The organism is Loktanella sp. DSM 29012 (assembly GCF_900110705.1).
GTDB classification, from domain to species: Bacteria; Pseudomonadota; Alphaproteobacteria; order Rhodobacterales; family Rhodobacteraceae; genus Loktanella; species Loktanella gaetbuli.
Genome location: NZ_FOEJ01000002.1, coordinates 130,137 through 148,005 on the forward strand (window position 1 = coordinate 130,137; position 17,869 = coordinate 148,005).

General features: G+C 62.5%; 16 protein-coding genes. 1 reads left to right on the top strand and 15 read right to left on the bottom strand.

The features are described 5' to 3' along the window. Nucleotides 1-28: 28 nt before the first annotated feature. From murB to ftsW, 7 genes are read right to left on the bottom strand one after another with little or no spacing between them, the layout of a single operon-like run. Nucleotides 29-967 (bottom strand): UDP-N-acetylmuramate dehydrogenase, encoded by a 939-nt coding sequence (gene murB, locus BMX27_RS05310; RefSeq protein WP_090158860.1) that lies wholly within the window; start codon nt 965-967, stop codon nt 29-31. Beyond that, entirely contained in the window at nt 964-1,224 is a 261-nt protein-coding gene (locus BMX27_RS05315) for a DUF2484 family protein (RefSeq protein WP_090158861.1), read from the bottom strand. Before BMX27_RS05315 ends, murB begins: the two co-directional genes overlap by 4 nt. Next, entirely contained in the window at nt 1,221-1,475 is a 255-nt protein-coding gene (locus BMX27_RS05320; protein WP_090158862.1) for a DUF2484 family protein, read from the bottom strand. The genes BMX27_RS05315 and BMX27_RS05320 overlap by 4 nt, the downstream gene beginning before the upstream one ends. After that, nucleotides 1,472-3,082 (bottom strand): hypothetical protein, encoded by a 1,611-nt coding sequence (locus BMX27_RS16700; RefSeq protein ID WP_143056785.1) that lies wholly within the window; start codon nt 3,080-3,082, stop codon nt 1,472-1,474. The genes BMX27_RS05320 and BMX27_RS16700 overlap by 4 nt, the downstream gene beginning before the upstream one ends. A 4-nt stretch (nt 3,083-3,086) precedes the next feature. Further along, nucleotides 3,087-4,481, bottom strand: a complete 1,395-nt coding sequence (gene murC, locus BMX27_RS05330; protein ID WP_256212403.1) for a UDP-N-acetylmuramate--L-alanine ligase — start codon at nt 4,479-4,481, stop codon at nt 3,087-3,089. A gap of 20 nt (nt 4,482-4,501) precedes the next feature. Then, a complete protein-coding gene (gene murG / locus BMX27_RS05335) occupies nt 4,502-5,593 on the bottom strand; it encodes an undecaprenyldiphospho-muramoylpentapeptide beta-N-acetylglucosaminyltransferase (protein ID WP_090158864.1) in 1,092 nt (363 codons plus the stop codon). Then, nucleotides 5,590-6,759, bottom strand: coding sequence for a putative lipid II flippase FtsW (gene ftsW, locus BMX27_RS05340; protein WP_090158865.1), 1,170 nt, complete (start codon nt 6,757-6,759; stop codon nt 5,590-5,592). Before ftsW ends, murG begins: the two co-directional genes overlap by 4 nt. 155 nt (nt 6,760-6,914) lie before the next feature. On the opposite strand from ftsW, the gene BMX27_RS05345 reads away from it, so the two are divergent. Beyond that, on the top strand, nt 6,915-8,099 hold the full coding sequence (locus BMX27_RS05345) for a BaiN/RdsA family NAD(P)/FAD-dependent oxidoreductase (protein ID WP_090159195.1): 1,185 nt from the start codon (nt 6,915-6,917) through the stop codon (nt 8,097-8,099). Between the two features lie 85 nt (nt 8,100-8,184). Here BMX27_RS05345 and murD read toward each other — a convergent pair whose 3' ends face one another. From murD to BMX27_RS05385, 8 genes are read right to left on the bottom strand one after another with little or no spacing between them, the layout of a single operon-like run. Beyond that, nucleotides 8,185-9,582, bottom strand: a complete 1,398-nt coding sequence (gene murD, locus BMX27_RS05350; RefSeq protein ID WP_090158866.1) for a UDP-N-acetylmuramoyl-L-alanine--D-glutamate ligase — start codon at nt 9,580-9,582, stop codon at nt 8,185-8,187. A 26-nt stretch (nt 9,583-9,608) separates the two neighbouring features. Next, nucleotides 9,609-10,691, bottom strand: coding sequence for a phospho-N-acetylmuramoyl-pentapeptide-transferase (gene mraY, locus BMX27_RS05355; protein ID WP_056031059.1), 1,083 nt, complete (start codon nt 10,689-10,691; stop codon nt 9,609-9,611). 27 nt (nt 10,692-10,718) lie between these two features. Then, nucleotides 10,719-12,134 carry a UDP-N-acetylmuramoyl-tripeptide--D-alanyl-D-alanine ligase gene (gene murF, locus BMX27_RS05360; protein ID WP_090158867.1) on the bottom strand — a complete coding sequence of 472 codons (1,416 nt, stop codon included), beginning with the start codon at nt 12,132-12,134 and terminating at the stop codon, nt 10,719-10,721. Continuing rightward, entirely contained in the window at nt 12,131-13,624 is a 1,494-nt protein-coding gene (locus BMX27_RS05365) for a UDP-N-acetylmuramoyl-L-alanyl-D-glutamate--2,6-diaminopimelate ligase (protein WP_090158868.1), read from the bottom strand. Before BMX27_RS05365 ends, murF begins: the two co-directional genes overlap by 4 nt. Nucleotides 13,625-13,643: 19 nt before the next feature. Next, nucleotides 13,644-15,428 (bottom strand): peptidoglycan D,D-transpeptidase FtsI family protein, encoded by a 1,785-nt coding sequence (locus BMX27_RS05370; protein ID WP_090158869.1) that lies wholly within the window; start codon nt 15,426-15,428, stop codon nt 13,644-13,646. Then, nucleotides 15,425-15,784, bottom strand: a complete 360-nt coding sequence (locus BMX27_RS05375) for a cell division protein FtsL (RefSeq protein WP_090159196.1) — start codon at nt 15,782-15,784, stop codon at nt 15,425-15,427. The genes BMX27_RS05370 and BMX27_RS05375 overlap by 4 nt, the downstream gene beginning before the upstream one ends. Beyond that, a complete protein-coding gene (gene rsmH, locus BMX27_RS05380) occupies nt 15,784-16,755 on the bottom strand; it encodes a 16S rRNA (cytosine(1402)-N(4))-methyltransferase RsmH (protein ID WP_090158870.1) in 972 nt (323 codons plus the stop codon). Before rsmH ends, BMX27_RS05375 begins: the two co-directional genes overlap by 1 nt. A 10-nt stretch (nt 16,756-16,765) precedes the next feature. Next, the gene (locus BMX27_RS05385) at nt 16,766-17,203 is read right to left on the bottom strand and encodes a division/cell wall cluster transcriptional repressor MraZ (protein WP_143056786.1); all 438 of its coding nucleotides are present in this window, start codon (nt 17,201-17,203) and stop codon (nt 16,766-16,768) included. Nucleotides 17,204-17,869: the final 666 nt, after the last annotated feature.

Sequence of the window (17,869 nt, forward strand, 5' to 3'; positions counted from 1 at the left end):
CTTGCCCGGGGCCGCCCCTTTTCGGGGTTTATGTGTTGGTGCCACGCGGGGCCCGTTCGCCGACCCGCATGATTTCCCACTCTAGTGTGACGCCCGATTCGGCGTAAACCCTCTTTCTGACCTTTTCACCCAAATCTTCGAGGTCTGCGGCAGTGGCACCACCCGCATTGGTCAAAAAGTTGGCATGCATCAAGTTCATGACAGCACCGCCAAGGGTCGCGCCGCGCATGCCGGCGTCCTCGATCACCTTCCACGCCTTCAGCTCGTGGGTGTCGTCATCGCGTCCTGTGGACGAATGGCCCACCGGATTGCGAAACGTGCTGCCCGCCGTGCGGTCCCTGGTCGGTTGGGTCTGGTCCCGTTTGGCCAGCTGGTCCGCCATGCGCTGCGCCAGCTCTTGCGGATCACCCATCGGGCCGCACAGCGTCGCACCGACCAGCACGGCCCCATCGGCCAACGTGCTGGACCTGTATTGGAATTGCAGATCCTCGGCCCGCAGGGTGGCCCGCGTGCCATCGCGCAGCACGACATCCGCGCTGACAAAGACATCGGCCACATAGGACCCGTAGCAGCCCGCGTTCATGCGCACGGCCCCGCCGATACTGCCGGGGATCGTGCGCAGAAATGTCAAGTCAACGCCCGCCTCCGCCGCGCGGCGCGCCACATGGGCATCAAGGGCAGCAGCCCCAGCAGTCACCGTGTCGCCCTCCACTGTGGTCGCGTTGAACCCACGCCCAAGACGGATCACGACGCCGCGCACACCGCCGTCGCGTACGATCAGGTTGGACCCCACGCCCATCGGGAATACCGGCACGGCAGAGTCGAGGGCTGCGAGAAAATCCGCCAGATCATCGGCATCGGCAGGCTGGAACAGCACATCCGCCGGGCCACCGACGCGCAACCACGTCAGACCGTCCAGCGGGCGCTCGGGTGTCAGCGTGCCGCGCACGGGTGGAAGGTCGATCATTCGGCAGGCTCCTGCGGACGGCGGGCGCGCAGCCAGCGGCCCAGATAGATGATGGGCCAGCGCAGGACAGAGCAGCCAGCCGCCATGAATACCAGCCCGATCAGCGGACCATTCGCCCAGGTCACCCACCCAAGCAGCGGGATACCAAGGGCGATCATCACATAGGCAAAGCGCCAGTGATTGTCACGCGACGGAAACATCGCGACCACATTGGCGGCAATCAGCCACAGCAGGCCCAGGATGATGGGCAGGCTCATTTCGGCACCTCCGGGCGCTGGCCCCGCAGCCGCGCGATCAGGTAACGCAGCGGATTGCGAAACATCGAGACAAAGGCCAGCGTCGCCACCAGCCCCACGATCCACCCCAGATCAACGGCCAGCCAGACGATCAGCACGGGTGCCACCAGCAACAACGCCAGCCCCGGCACGTATTGATGCCGCATCGGCAGCAAGGCAGTGACGGTCGCAGCAATCACCCAAAGGGCAGAGAGGATGAGGGAGGGGGTCATGAAAGCATCCCCGGAAATCCATTTTCTCCAAGATACTTAAAGTATCCTTCGACCCAAGGCGCGCTTTCTGCGACCGCCTCCTGAAGAACATCGACGAACTTATCACCCGCCACTGCCATATCAGACACGTCCTTAAGACGCTTTCCAAGATTCGTCTTTTCCGCCCCGACCTCTTCCTCGTAATTCTTGATCGTCGTCGCGGCGTTGGCACCCATGCGATAGGCGAACTGCCAAGCCATTTGCTTCTCTGTTACCGTTGCATCAGGATCGACCAGCGCCTTGACCGCCAAACCGGCAAACAGTTCCATCTCGCTCGTGCCGTCGGTCATCATGCCGAGGCAATTGCGGATCGCTTGCAGTTTCTGTGCTTCAGTCGCCTTTTCGACTGCAATCGCGGTGCGCAGTTTTTCCTTTGCGCGCACCTCTTCCGACATCAGGCAAATTTCGGACTGTGCGGCACGCATGTCGTCAATCAGGCTGGCAACCTCGGCCGCTGGCGGCAAATCCTGATCCTGCAAAACACGCATGACGTGTTTTTCATATCTTATGATTTCATCGTGCAGCGCCTGTGGGTTTTCCTTGTACTTGCTTATGACCTTTCGAAAATCAGCCAATTCAGGTTCCAGCGCATCATAACACATCGCGTTGAGCTGGTTGTGAGAGGTGCCGCGATTACTGCGCCGCTTATAATCGCTCAGCGCACTGCGCAATTTTTTCACAATCTCAGACAGATCGACGGTTTTGACCGCTATCAGATCAAGCCGATCCTTTTTGCGATTAACCTGCGCCCGGAAACCGTAAGCATGGCCCGCCTCAAAATCCTCGGCGCGATAGCGCCCCAGCACACCGTCAAACATCGGATTGACGTGGGCGGGGCCTTTTTTCCAGTCGTCCCTGCCCAGCGTGTTCAGCACTTCGGCCATCTCTGCCGCAAGAAAATCACGACCTGCCAATAAGCGCTCGTACCAGGCAATCCAGAATGACCAGTCGGCGGATGGATCATTTTCTAACTGTGTCTTGATTTGCTGCCACGTAGCAAGGAGCCCTCCCAAAACGCTATTTGGCCACAAGACTAGGTCTATTGTTTCAGCTAAGTCTTCCCTAACAGTGGACCAAAAAGCTGCTTTGGACGCATTGGCGATCTCGTTCAGACCTACCTGAGTTTCATCCTCCAACGTCGCCTTAACAACGACTGCCAAGATTGCCTCGCGAATGGACTCTGCTGCATGTGTCGCAGAAGTAGTAATAGTGTAAGAGGCCGCCGCCGCCCGAATGGCAGCTACAACGGCCGCATAAGCAGCTGCGTTCGCTTCACCGGTGTTTTCAATCGCAATCGAACCAACATCGTTGACCGAATGCGGATTTATCTGGGCATCTAAATTCACCATTTTTGTAGCTGATATGGCCACAGTACCAAAAGTAGAGACGAGAGAGAGAGCTCTCTCCGGGATTACCAACGAATCTAAGCGAAAGCCGACCGCAATCGGCAACACCCTCGCGGCAGCTCGCGATGCAATGCGCACTGCAACCTGCCGCCGCTCCTCCTCCGGCAGCGCGTTCAGATACCGCTCTAGGCTCTCCTCATCCTGAACCTCTGCAATCTCCACCGCCCTAGCCTGCCAGCCGGTCTTTCAGGGCGTAGGCCCAGGCGGAAATCGTGCCGGCACCCAGGCAGACGACCATGTCGCCCGGCACGGCCTGTTCGCGCACCAGGCGTTCGAGGTCTTCCTCTGACGACACCGCCCGCGCGTGGCGGTGGCCGTGGCGGATCAGGCCTGCGACCAGATCGTCGCGGGATGCGCCGGGGATGGGGTCCTCTCCGGCGGCGTAGACATCCGAGATTCCCACAACATCGGCGTCGTTGAAACAGGCGCAGAATTCCTCGAAATGATGCGACAGGCGCGAATAGCGGTGTGGCTGGTGGACAGCGATCACGCGGCCCTTGGTCGCCTGACGCGCGGCCTTGAGCACGGCCGTGATCTCGACCGGGTGGTGGCCGTAGTCGTCGATGATCGTGATGCCGCCGACCTCGCCTACAAGGGTGAACCGGCGGTTTACGCCGCCAAAACCTGCCAGTGCCGCGCGGATCTGCGCCTTGGTCATGCCAAGGTGCCGCGCTACGGCGACGGCGGACAGCGCGTTGGACACGTTGTGATCGCCGGGCATGGGCAGCACGCAGCCCTTGATCACGTCGTCCTCGGATTGCAGGGCGATGTCGAAATGCGCCTTGCCCCCCTCATAGGTCAGGTTGATCGCGCGCACGTCGGCCTGCGCGTTGAACCCGAATGTCACGACGCGGCGGTCGGTGATCTTGCCCACCAGCGCCTGCACCTCGGGGTTGTCGGTGCAGCAGACGGCGAGGCCATAGAACGGAATGTTGGACACGAAATCCAGAAAACCCTGGCGCAGGTTTTCGATCGTGCCCCAGTGATCCATGTGTTCGGGATCGATGTTGGTGACGATGGCGATGGTGGCGGGCAGACGGTTGAATGTGCCGTCGCTCTCGTCCGCCTCGACGACCATCCATTCGCCCTGCCCCATGCGCGCGTTGGACCCGTAGGCGTGGATGATGCCGCCGTTGACGACCGTGGGGTCAATGCCGCCCTCGTCTAGCAGCGCCGCGACCATTGTGGTGGTCGTCGTCTTACCATGCGTGCCCGCGACGGCGACGTTGGATTTCAGGCGCATCAATTCGGCCAGCATTTCGGCCCGGCGCACCACCGGCAGGCCGCGCGCGCGCGCCGCGTCCAGTTCGGCGTTGCCCGGCTTGATCGCCGAGGAAATCACCACGACCTGCGCATCGGCAAGGTTTTCAGCCACCTGACCGATGAACACCTGCGCACCCATGTCCGACAGGCGTTTGGTGATTGGCGTGGCCTTCAGGTCGGACCCCTGCACGGTGTAGCCATGTTTCATCAGCACCTCTGCGATGCCGGACATGCCGATCCCGCCGATGCCCACAAAATGAATGGGACCTACGTCCAGTGGCAATTTCGTCGGTGCCATATGCTGCAAACTCCCGTCCATCATCTGTGTTCACCCGCAAGGTCCAAGACCAGCGCAGAAAGACGCTCCGTAGCGTCCGGTATCCCGCAGGACAAGGCCGCCTGCGCCATTTGTCCGGCCCCCGTCGGGTGCAGCAGGACGGTTTCCATGTGCTCGGCCAGCGCCTCGGGCGTGAACTTGCTCTCTGGCATCAGGATTGCGGCCCCGGCATCGACCATCTGACGGGCGTTGGCCGATTGTTCATCCCGTATCGCACTGGCCAACGGGACGAACACGGCAGGCCGCCCGATCACGCTGATATCTGCCACCGTGCTGGCACCGGACCGCGCGATGACCAGTTGCGCCTCGGCCATCAGTGTCGGGATGTCGTAAAAGAACGTCTGCACATCAGCCGCGATCCCGGCCTCGGCATAGAACGCGTCGACGCGGGCGACGTCCTCTGCGCGGGCCTGCTGGTGGACGCGTATGTTGCGCCTCACCTCTGTCGGCAGGGCCGCGATCGCCGCAGGCACGACGTCTGACAGAATGCGCGCGCCCTGCGATCCGCCGATCACCAGCACCGACATCGGATAATCACCGGGCGGGATATAGCCCGCCCCGGCACGATCAAGGATCGCCTGGCGCACGGGATTGCCCGTGTGGATACCCGCGATCCCATCGGGCAATTCTGTGGGCCAGGTGCCGCAGGCAATGGCGTCGACACGTTTGGCGAACATCTGGTTCACACGTCCCAACACGCCGTTTTGTTCATGGATCATGCGCGGTATGCCCAGCACTGTCGCGGCCGTCATCGCGGGAATCGCGGGATACCCGCCGAATCCCACGACCACATCCGGCCGGTCACGCCGCATGCCCATGATCGCCTGCAAAGCCCCGCCCGCGATACGCAGCGGCACACCCAGCTTGGCCATCACACCGCCACGCGCGAACGTGGCGCTGGCAACCGTCGTCACCTCAACCGCATCCGGAAAGCCGCCGGCATAGCGCGCACCGCGCTCGTCGGTGGACAGTTTGACCCGCCAGCCGCGCGCCAGCATCGCCTCGGCCAGGGCCTGTGCGGGGAACATGTGCCCGCCGGTGCCACCGGCCGCGATCATCAACAGGTTGCTCATCGTGTGGCCCGCCGCATCAGGATGTCACCGATTTCGCCCTGCGGACGACTACGGGTGAATGCCAGCAACATGCCCACGGCGATCCCGGTCGCGATCAACGACGACCCGCCGTAGCTCACGAACGGCAGGGTCATGCCCTTGGCCGGCAACAGCCGCACCGCGACGCCCATGTTGATCATGGCCTGCACGCCGAATGCGCAGGCAAGCCCGGTCCCGGCAAGCCGGATGAACGGATCGCGTTCCCGCATCAGGCGCGACAGGCTGCGCACGACGATCACGGCATAAAGCGCGATGATCACAACCACGCAGATCAGGCCATATTCCTCGGCGGCAACAGCGATGATGAAATCCGTATGCGCATCCGGCAGTGACCACTTGACCTGCCCCTCGCCCACGCCGACACCGAAAAACCCACCCTCGCGGATGGCGTTGGTCGCATAACCCAGCTGGGTCGTGGGGTCGACGTCGGGTGACAGGAAACCATTGATACGGCGGGCAAAGTGTTCCGAACTGTTGTAGGCCATGAAACCGACACCGACCACGCAAGCCGCGAGGCCCAACAGCAGGACCATCGGTGCGCCCGCCACGAAATACATGACACCCCAGGCGAACAGCACCAGGCATGCCTGTCCGAAATCAGGCTGAAGCGCCAGAAAGGTCACGATGATCAGCGTCAGCGCAAAACTGTACAGCCGGCCCGGCGGGCCGCCCACGCTCATGGCGGCCGCCATCATCCAGGCGGACATGATCACGAATCCGGGCTTGAGAAACTCTGACGGCTGGACCGAGGCAAACCCGAGTGAATACCAGCGCGTGGCGCCCTTGCCGAAATCGGTGCCAAGGATCGGCAGCAAGGCCAGCGCGACAAAAGCCGCGAGGAAACCCAGAACGCCCAAACGGCGCACCATGACCGGCGACATCAACGAAAATCCGAACATCGCGGCAATCGCCATCCCGCCAAAGAAGGCCTGACGCGTGACATAATAGAACGGCGGCAGGCCGTTTTTCGCGGCCAGCGGCGGTGACGCAGCCAGACCCAGCAACATGCCGATGCCGAACAGCACCAGGATGCAGCACATCGTCCATTTGTCGATCGTGCGCCACCAGCGCGGCAAGACAGGATCACCTGTCACCACGCGTGGCGCGCCATACACCATCTCGGTCATGCAAATTCCGCCCGAATTGCCTCGTTTCGCCCGGTTTCTCCGGGTCTGAGAGCGACGTTAACGCGATTGTGGCGCTGATTCTACTTCTAATTGACGCAGGCCCCCGTGCAGGCGGGCTCTTGCAACCGGCGCCATTTCGGGCGAACCCCGCCGGCATGCAGGTGAATACGCTGATATTGGGGGCCGGTGCGGCCGGAATGATGGCCGCGGCCCATGCCGGACCGTCGACGCTGGTGGTCGATCACGCACGCGCACCGGGCGAAAAAATTCGGATCTCGGGTGGCGGACGCTGCAATTTTACCAATCTTTACGCGGAACCCGCCAATTTCATCTGTGCCAATCCGCATTTCATGAAATCGGCGCTGTCGCGCTATACCCAGTGGGATTTCATCGATCTGGTCAACGCCCACGGCATCGCATGGCACGAAAAAACGCTGGGTCAGCTGTTTTGCGACGACACCGCAAAACAGATCATCACAATGCTGCGCGCCGAAATGGAACGCGCCGGCGCACAGCTGTGGTTGCAGACCACCGTGGGCGAGATCACCCATGACGGCGCATTCCGGGTCAGCCTGATGCGCGAGGGGCGCGAAACACGGATCTCCGCGCGCAACCTAGTTCTGGCCACGGGCGGTAAATCCATCCCCAAGATGGGGGCCACGGGACTGGCCTATCAGATTGCCGCACAATTCGGGCTGCCACTGGTCACGCCCCGTCCGGGCCTCGTGCCGCTGACCTTTGGCGAGACCTTCAAACCGCTCGCCGGTGTCGCGCTGCACAGCCGGGCGCAAGGACAAGGGCCCGCCTTTGAAGAGGCCACCTTGTTCACCCATCGCGGCCTGTCCGGACCCGCGATCTTGCAAGCGTCCAGCTATTGGCAAGAGGGCGAGAGCATCACGCTGGACCTGTCGCCGCAAACATCGCTGTTCGATCTGCTGAAATCCGCGCGTCAGACCGCCGGTCGCCGTGCCCTGACCACTGTCCTTTCGCAACATTTACCTGCACGAGTCGTGGCATATCTGGGCGAAGACTTGCCAAAAACGAACCTCGCCGATCTGTCTGATGCCAGACTCGCCGACATCGCACAGCGCCTGCACCACTGGCAGCTGACCCCCACCGGATCAGAAGGCTACCGCACCGCCGAGGTCACCCTGGGGGGCATCGACACCGATGCGCTGAACTCTGCCACGATGGAGGCCAAGGCCCTACCGGGGCTTTACGCCATAGGCGAGGCCGTGGATGTCACGGGTTGGCTGGGCGGTTACAATTTCCAGTGGGCCTGGTCGTCGGGCTGGGCGGCTGGGACCGCAATCGCCAAGGCCGCGCATCATCTTGCCTGAAATACTCCGGGGGAGGCGCAAAGCGCCGGGGGCAGCGCCCCTGCTACGCCCGGTCGCAGCTATCAACGGCACAGGTTTGCAGCCGCTAGCGCAATGCGTCCGTGACCAGTTCCGCGAAATGATCGCCACGCGCGGCAAAGCTGTCGTATTGATCGAAGGACGCGCAGGCAGGTGCCAACAGGACCACATCACCGGGTTCGGCCTCGGCCATGGCCTCGGCCACCGCGTGATCCATCGTCGTGCAGATTGACGCCGTGACACCCGACAACTGGCGGGCGAAATCCTCTGCCTCGCGGCCGATGACATAGGCCTTGGCCACGGAACCCAGATGCGGCAAAAGCCCGGCCAGACCGCCTTCCTTTTGCAATCCACCGCAGATCCACCGGATTCGGCCAAAGGCCTGAAGCGCCTTTGCCGCGGCATCCACGTTGGTGGCCTTGCTGTCGTTTACATAGGTCACACCATCCCGTTCCGCCACGACCTGCGACCGGTGCGGCAGACCGGGATAGCTGCGCATCGCAGCCTCGATCCCACGCGGCCCCAGGCCTAGCGTTCTGGCCGCAGCATAGGCGCAGCAGGCGTTCTGGTGGTTATGCGCCCCCGGCAATCCGGCGATCGCACGCAGGTCGATGGACGCCACCTGACGACCACGCCTGTTTTCGGTCAGGAACCCTTTTTTCGCGCAGACCGTCCAGCCATCCGCCAACTTGCGGGTGACAGACACGCGGATCAGCCGGTCGTCACTGACGTCGGCAACCAGTTGGTTGGCCAGATAGCGTCCCTCATCTTCGTCCACGCCGATCACCGCGCGGTCCGGGCCACCTTCGGAAAACAGCCGCCGCTTGGCCGCGAAATAGCCGCCCAGACCTGCATGGCGGTCCAGATGATCCGGCGAGATATTGGTCAGCACAGCCACGTCCGGGGTCAGATGCCGCGCAAGTTCGGTCTGGTAGGATGACAGTTCCAGCACGACCACCTCACCGTCGTGGGCGGGTTCGATATCCAGCACGCCACGCCCGATATTGCCCGCCAGCTGCGTCGGCCTGCCGTTTTCTGCCAGAATATGATGCAACAGGGCCGAGGTGGTGGATTTGCCGTTGCTGCCGGTGATGGTAATCACTCGTGGCTGCGTGTCGAATCCGTCCCAATCGTCAGTGGCAAAGGACCGGAAAAACAGGCCGATGTCATTGTCGACCGGCACGCCCGCATCCCATGCGGCCGCGATGACGGGGTTGGGGGCCGGATATAGATGCGCGATGCCGGGGCTGACGATCAGCGCCGCAATTCCGTCGAATGCGCCGGGCCGCGTCAGGTCGCGGACCTCGAAACCCTCAAGCTCTGCCGCCTCGCGCCCACGCGGGCTGTCGTCCCAGACGATGGCCCGCGCCCCGCCCGCACGCAGCGCCTGCGCTGCCGCAAGGCCGGATCGCCCCAGGCCTAGAACCGCGACAGATTGGTCCGGAAAACCCTGAACGGGGATCATGACAGTGCCTTTCGCTGGGGCAGATTTCACCGCACCTTGAGTGTCGCAAGACCGATCATCGCGAGGATCAGGGCGATGATCCAGAAGCGGATCACGATCTGCGGCTCGGCCCAGCCCTTTTTCTCGTAGTGGTGGTGGATCGGGGCCATCAGGAACACACGTTTGCCTGTCCGCTTGAAATAGAGCACCTGGATGATCACTGACAGCGCCTCGACCACGAACAGACCGCCGACGATGGCCAGCACGATCTCGTGCTTTGTGGCCACGGCGATTGCACCCAGCGCACCGCCCAGGGCCAGCGACCCGGTATCCCCCATGAACACGGCGGCCGGTGGCGCGTTATACCACAAGAACCCCAGCCCCCCGCCGATCAGGCCCGCACAGAAAATCAGAATCTCGCCGGAGTCCGCAACATAATGCAGGCCAAGCGAGTCTGCGAAATCCACACGTCCGACGAAATAAGCAATGATGCCAAAGGTGCCCGCCGCAATCATCGCAGGCATGATGGCCAGGCCGTCCAGACCGTCCGTCAGGTTCACCGCGTTGGCGGCTCCCACGATCACGATCATCGCAAAAGGCACGAAAAAGAAACTGAGGTTGATCAGCACGTCCTTGAAAACCGGCACAGCCAGCTGGAATTGCAGGGTCTCGGGATGAAAATACGATGCCCAGAGGGCCGCGATCGCCGCGATGGCAAATCCCAGGCCCAGACGCACCTTGCCGGGGACGCCATCGGTTTTCTGCTTGCTGACCTTGGCGTAATCATCGGCAAAGCCGATCGCAGCAAAGCCCAGCGTCACGAACAGCACCATCCAGATATAGGGATTGTCCCAGCGCGCCCACAAAAGTGTCGAGGTCGTCAGCGCCCCCACGATCAGCAGCCCCCCCATGGTCGGGGTGCCCGCCTTGACGAAATGCCCTTCGGGTCCGTCACTGCGGATCGGCTGGCCCTTGCCCTGCGTGCGGCGCAGGACATTGATCAAGGGCAGGCCAAAGATGAACCCGAACACCAGCGCCGTCATGAACGCACCACCCGCGCGGAAGGTGATATAGCGGAAAAGATTGAAAAAATCGCCGCCGTCTGACAGGGCTGTGAGCCAGTAAAGCATAATGTGGTTCCCTTGCTGGACCGCGCGTCAGCGATGCCCGAGTTTTCGGATGGCGTCAACGACGCGAGAGACCTGCGATCCCTTGGACCCCTTGACCAGCACAACATCGCCTGCGTCGATCAGGCCCATGACGGCGTCGGCCATGTCATCGGCCTGCGGTGTCCATTGGCCGCGCAGGTCGGCCGGCAGGGCGTCGAACAACGCGCGCATGCGCGGCCCGGCACAATGGACAGTGGTCAGCGCCGCCAGATGCGGGCAGTCCGCGAGGTCCGCGTGCATCTGTATCTCGTCCGGTCCCAGTTCGAGCATGTCCCCAAGGATCGCGATACGGCGGCCGGTCTGGATCAGACCGACGCCATCACGCGGCGTGCTGGCGGCAAGAACCTCCAGCGCTGCCGTCATCGATGTGGGATTGGCGTTAAAGGCATCGTCGATCAGGTCAATCGTGCCACCATCTTGGCCCTCGTCGACGATCACCTGTTCGCGCGTGCCGCGGCCCTGCGGCGGCAGCCATTGCCCCAGGTTCATGGCCGACTGCGCGGGGTCCGCCCCCAGTGCATCGGACACGGCCAGAACCGCGACGGCGTTCATGGCGAAATGGCGGCCGGGCACGGACAGTTTGCACAGATATGCTGTTTCGGCATGCCGCGCCTCGATGATCGTGGCCGCATCCGTGATGCGCACATCACCAACCCGCCAATCGCCCGAGGTTCCAAATGTGACAATTTCAGCCCCGGATTGCGCGGCAACATCGCGCAAGATGTCGGATGTGTCCAAATCCGCATTCAGGACCGCGGTGCCACCCGCGGTCAGACCCGCGACGATGGACGCCTTTTCATGGGCAATGCCCGCCAGATTTTCGAACGCCTCGAGGTGGGCCGCCGCAACGGTAGTGACCAGGGACACATGCGGACGTGTCAGTTGCGACAGCGGTGCGATTTCGCCGGGATTGCTCATGCCGATCTCGATCACCGCATAGGTGCAATCGGCAGGCATGCGGGCCAGCGTCAGCGGCACCCCCCAGTGGTTGTTGTAGGACGCCTCTGCGGCGTGGGTCGCCCCCTGCGGAGCAAGTGCGGCGCGCAGCATTTCCTTGGTCGATGTCTTGCCCACCGATCCGGTGACGGCAACGATCCGTGCAGCCGTGCGGGCGCGCGCAAACCGCGCAAGATCAACCAGTCCGCCCAGAACATCATCCACGATCAACAAGGGCGCATCATCGGCAACCCCGGCGGGCCGATGGGTGACGAGGGCCGCAGCGGCCCCTTTTTCAAGTGCCTGTGCCACGAAATCATGACCGTCACGGGCCGCAGTCAGCGCCACAAACAGATCGCCCGGCTGAATCGTGCGGGTATCGATGGACACCCCCTGCGCCTGCCAGTCTGCGGTCGTCGTGCCGCCGGTGGCCGCCACCGCGTCGGCACTGGTCCACAGCACGGTCATATCCGCCCCTCCAGTGCGGCGACGGCGACACTGGCCTGTTCGGCATCGTCGAATGGCAGCACCGTGTCGCCCACGACCTGACCTGTCTCATGTCCCTTGCCGGCGATCAGCAGCGCATCGCCGGGACCAAGCGCGTCGATCCCGCGCAGGATCGCCTCGGCCCGGTCGCCCACCTCGATCACCTCGGCGCTGTCTTGTGCGGTCGCCCCCGACAGGACCGCAGCCCGGATGTCGGCAGGCCGTTCGGACCGGGGGTTGTCGTCGGTTACCACCACCAGATCGGCATTGGCGGCCGCTGCCTGACCCATCAGGGGGCGTTTACCCTTGTCGCGGTCACCACCAGCACCCACCACCACGACGATACGACCCATCACATGCGGCCGCATCGCGCGCAGGGCCGTCTGGATCGCATCTGGGGTATGCGCATAGTCGACAAAGACCGGCGCGCCGTTTTCACGGGTTGCCACCAGCTGCATCCTGCCCCGCACGGTCGTCAGCCTGTCCAGGGTCGCAAACACGTCCCCGGCGATGGCACCCGCCGCAATCGCCAGACCACAGGCCACGACGACATTGTCGGCCTGAAATCCGCCGATCAGGTTCAGACGCGCGCGGAACGGACGATCCTGCCACATCAGCTGCAGATCCTGACCGGTATCGTCAAAACGCTGGCCCACGATCCGCAACCGCGCATCAGGACTGCGGCCCGTGCTGATCACCTCGATCCCGCGGGCGGTGCACAGGCTGGCAACCTCTTGGCCGCGTGGATCATCAAGGTTGATGACCGCCACGCCGTCCTGCGTCAGCACCCTGGTGAACAGGCCCATCTTGGCCTCGAAATAGGCGTCGAATGTTTCGTGATAATCCAGATGATCCTGGGTAAAGTTCGTAAATCCGGCGGCCGCCAGCACGACGCCGTCCAGACGCCGCTGATCCAGACCATGCGATGATGCCTCCATCGCGGCATGGGTCACGCCGTCCTCTTCGGCTTCGGCCAGCACGCGGTGCAGCGTCACCGGATCGGGCGTGGTGTGATGCAGGGGCGCGGTCCAGGCGCCCTCGACCCCCGTCGTGCCAAGGTTGATCCCCGCATAGCCCAGCAATTCCCAGATCTGCCGGGTAAAGGTCGAGACAGAGGTTTTCCCGTTCGTGCCGGTGACGGCGACCATGACCTCGGGGTGGGCCCCGAACCACAGCGACGCGGTCTGCGCCAGCGCCTGACGTGGGTCCTGTGCGACGATCAGCGCCGCATCGCTGGTGGCCAGCGCATCGGCGGCAAGTGCCGCACCTGCGGCATCCGTCAGGATGGCAGCAGCGCCCTGCGACAACGCCTTTTCGACATAGGCCGCACCGTGGACCGTCGTACCCGGCAGGGCCGCGAACAGGTAACCGCGCCTGACCGCGCGGCTGTCGGTTTCGACACCCAGAATGCGGGGGTTCCGACCGCCACGCGCGTGCAGCCCGAGGTCCAGCAGGGTCTTGATCTCGGACATTGTCGTTCTCCGGCGGGCGTCAGTTCGAGGAGAGTGTTACACTAGCCTGCACGGTGGGTTCAATCTGTGGTCTGATCCCCATCAGCGGTGCGACGCGCCGTATCATTTCCGCCGCGACCGGCACCGCGGTCCAACCAGCCGTGCGCCGCGGATCGTCGCCCGAACTTTCGACAGGTTCGTCCAACGTCACGACCACCACATACTGCGGATCGGATGCAGGAAAGAGCGATGCAAAGGTTGTGATGGTCTTGTCGTCGTAGTAGCCGCCGCCGTTTGCCTTTGGTTTGTCGGCCGTGCCGGTCTTGCCCGCGACCTGATAGCCCGCGACCTCGCCCATCGAGGCGGTGCCGCGTGTCACCACCTGTCGCAGCATGTCGACGGATCGCAACGCAACCTCTGATCGCATGACACGCGGACCGACCTGCGCCGCATCACGCCGCAACAGGGTCGGCGTCACCCGCGTGCCACCGTTGGCGATGATCGCATAGGCCTGTGCCAGATGCAGCGGCGAGGTCGAGAGGCCATGGCCAAATGAAATCGTGGCCGTGTTGACCTCGCCCCAGCGCGGCGGCAGCAGGGGACGCCCTGACGGTGCCTCTGACAATTCGATCAGCGTGGGTTCGGTCAGGCCCAGGTCCGCAAGGAATTCCTTTTGCCGCTGGCCGCCGATTTGCAGGGCGATGCGGGCCGTACCGGTGTTGGACGATTCCACGATCACATCGGTCGCGGTCATGGCGGGGTCCATGCGATGAAAATCGCGGATCCGCTGGCGACCAAAGGTCAGCGGTCCCGTGGTGTCGATCATCGTCGCAGGATTGATCAGCCCCAGTTCCATCGCCTGTGCCACGGCAAAAATCTTGAAGGTCGAACCAAGTTCATAGACCCCCTGCACCGCACGATTGAACAGCGGACTGTCGGACTGGTCGCCCGTGGTCAGCACGGGCGGGCGATTGTTGGGATCGAAATCCGGCAAAGAGGCCAGCGAAATGATCTCTCCGGAATGGATATCCATGATGATGGATGCCGCACCCTTGGCATTCAGCAGGGCCATACCCCCTGCCAGCACCTCTTCGGCAGCGGCCTGCACGGTCAGATCCAGCGACAATTCCAATGGTGCGCCTTCGTTGGCGGGATCACGCAGCAGGTCGTCGAACCGGCGTTCGATCCCGGCAACACCGATGACCTCGGCGCTGGACACGCCTTCGCGCCCGTACGACGCGCCGCCCAGTACATGCGCCGCAATCGGCCCGTTGGGATACAGTCGCATTTCGCGCGGTCCGAACAACAGACCCGGCGACCCGATATCGTGCACCTGCTGCAATTGTTCGGGCGAAATCTGGCGGCGGACCCAAACGAATTTGCGCGAACCGGTAAAGTCCTTGAGCAGCCGTTCTTCGTTCAGATCGGGGAAAATTTCGGCCAGTTCGCGTGCCGCCCGTTCGGGTTCGATCATCTGGTGCGGCTGCGCATACAATGCGTGCGTCGCGAGATTTGTCGCCAGAATACGCCCGTTGCGGTCCACGATGTCGGCTCTCTGGCCGATAATGGGATTGCCGCTGTCCACGACGCGTGGTTCCTCGGGCATCGAGCCGGCCAGCGTGGACATCCGCACCCCGATGGTTCCAAACGCCAAGGCAAAGGCAGCGCCCAGGATCAGCAAACGCGATTCCGCCCGGGCGCGGCTGCGATCGGCCATCGCCTCGTGCCGCAGTCGCAGGTTTTCCTTTTCGATGGCGGACGGGTCCTCACCCGTCTCGCGGGCCTTGAGGACGCGGGCAAGCGGGCGCAGCGGCGTGCGGATCACAACGGGTCCTCCTCGGTGGATGGACCGATCGAGGTCACATCGATGGGGTTAGTGATCGGCAGGATATCAGGGATCGGGTAGACGATATAGCGCGCGTCACCAAAGCTGTCGGGCGACAACGGCAGCAGACCCAGCCGGTCAAAGTTCAGCTCTGCCAGATCGGTCAGTCGGTCCGGGCGGTTCAGATAAGCCCATTCCGCACGCAGCATGCCCAGACGTTCATGCGCATCGCCGATCTGCGCCTGAAGACGGCGGACATCCTTGATCGCCGTCTGCGTGCGATAGTTTTCCTGATAGGCCCAGAACCCAAGCCCCATCACGGCCAGGGCAGCGGCGATATACATCACGAAACGCATCATCGTTCTGATTTCCTCAGTGGCATGCCCAGGTCGGCGCGGGCGATGGATTCGGCCGGGGCGTCGGTGCGGGTGGCGACCCGCAGTTTGGCCGAACGTGCACGGGGGTTGGCCGCGACCTCTGCGGCATCTGCCGCGATCGCCTTGCGGGTTTTCTGGGTAAAGGCGGGTGTGACCTCTTCCAGTGCGGGGGCATAGCGGTTGGCATTTGCCGTCGTGCCGCTGCGCGCCTGGATGAACCGTTTGGCCATGCGGTCCTCGACCGAATGAAATGTCACGACGGCCAGCTGACCGCCGGGGCGCAATGCGCGTTCAGCCGCCATCAGGCCTTCGGCCAATTCACCGTATTCGTCATTCACCGCGATGCGCAGCGCCTGGAATGTCCGCGTCGCAGGATGCGACTGGTTCGGTTTCGCGCGCGGCAGACAGGATTCGACAATTTTCGCCAGTTGCAGCGTGGTCGTGATGGGCCGGGCCGCAACAATTGACCGCGCGATCCGGCGGCTCATCCGTTCCTCACCGTAAAGATAGATAATGTCTGCCAGTTCCGATTCCTCGGCCCCGTTCACCAGATCAGCCGCCGAAGGTCCCGATTGCGACATGCGCATGTCCAGCGGGCCGTCACGCATGAACGAAAACCCGCGCTCTGCCAGATCCAGCTGCATCGACGACACGCCCAGATCCAGCACCACCCCGTCGAGGTCCTGCGCATAGGTGTCCAGTTTGGAAAATTCGCCAGCAACACAGGTGATGCGGTCGCCGTAGCCTGCAATCCAGTCCTGTGCCATTTCGAATGCCAGCGGATCGCGATCCACCGCAATGACCCGGTCGGCGCCTGCATCCAGCAGGCGGCGGGTGTAACCACCTGCCCCGAATGTCCCGTCCAGCCAAGTGCCGGCTATCGGCGCACAGGCGTCGATGATCGCGTTGATCAGAACCGGAATGTGGGGGGCGTCGCTGGCAGATGACATCAATCAGACCCTAATCGACCAGGCTCATCGGGTCGAAATCGGCACCCTGCTCTTCAATCCAGTCATCCAGCGGGGCGTCAACCTCACCTTCGAAGTTCTCGAGCTTCCAGATCTGGAATGAATCGCCCTGCCCCATGAATTTCAGCTCGCCCTCGACGATGCCCAACTTCTTGCGAAACGCCAGTGGCATCACGACGCGCCCGTCCTTGTCGACGGTCAATTCGTCCGAATATCCCATGAACAGGCGGCGCAGCTTGGATTTGTTGGGGTTGCTATCGGGCATGTCCAGAATCCGCCGCATCTTGGCGTTGAATTCGGTCATGGTCATGATCTGCAGGCTTTCGCCCAGGTGATTGCCGAACAGGATCTTGGCCTGCATGGGTTTGTCGGGGGACCATTCGGGGTCGCCGGCCTCGATCACGCGTCGAAATTTGGCCGGGATGGACATGCGCCCCTTCCCATCCACTTTCGACTGAAACTGGCCTGTAAAACCCAGGTCCACCGTGATCCTTCCTGCCCGCCCCAAATGCGTCCTTGAATGTGGAAACGGCGGATTGAGATAGCTGCCACTACTCAACCCGCCGTCTCGTGCCCTTTGGAGTAAGGGCGGGACCAGCTGCGCGCGCCATCTGGGGGGATGTCTGCTCGCTCGCGCGCCGGATCGCTTTTTCAGTAAAAACGAGGCCTGTATGAAACCTGACTTTTTGCCGGTGGGGTCTTTGGCGCCCCTTGTTTGTCTGCCCGTCGTTACCGTGAGCCAGTTGTGCCATGTCACCTATCATCCGGCAACGCCTAAAATGGGAATTCTGTGAATCACGCTGAACATCACACCGATTCACGCGGCCGTGATCCGTAGGTTATCCACAGATAGAAAAATACATCTACCGCCCCTGTGGATAAAAAACACTACATCTAGTTAAAATTTGATCGGTTCCAGAAAGTTCACAATGGCCAAAAAAAGTTTTCATTGTCGCTGCGAGTCGGAGGGTCGTCGTGTCGATCACGCATCAGTCAAGACCCTATGGCGTACAGAATCGCAGATTTTTTCCGGCGTAAAGCTGAGAATCGGAAACGCCCCGGACGATGTCCGAGGCGATTCACAGAGATTCAGAAT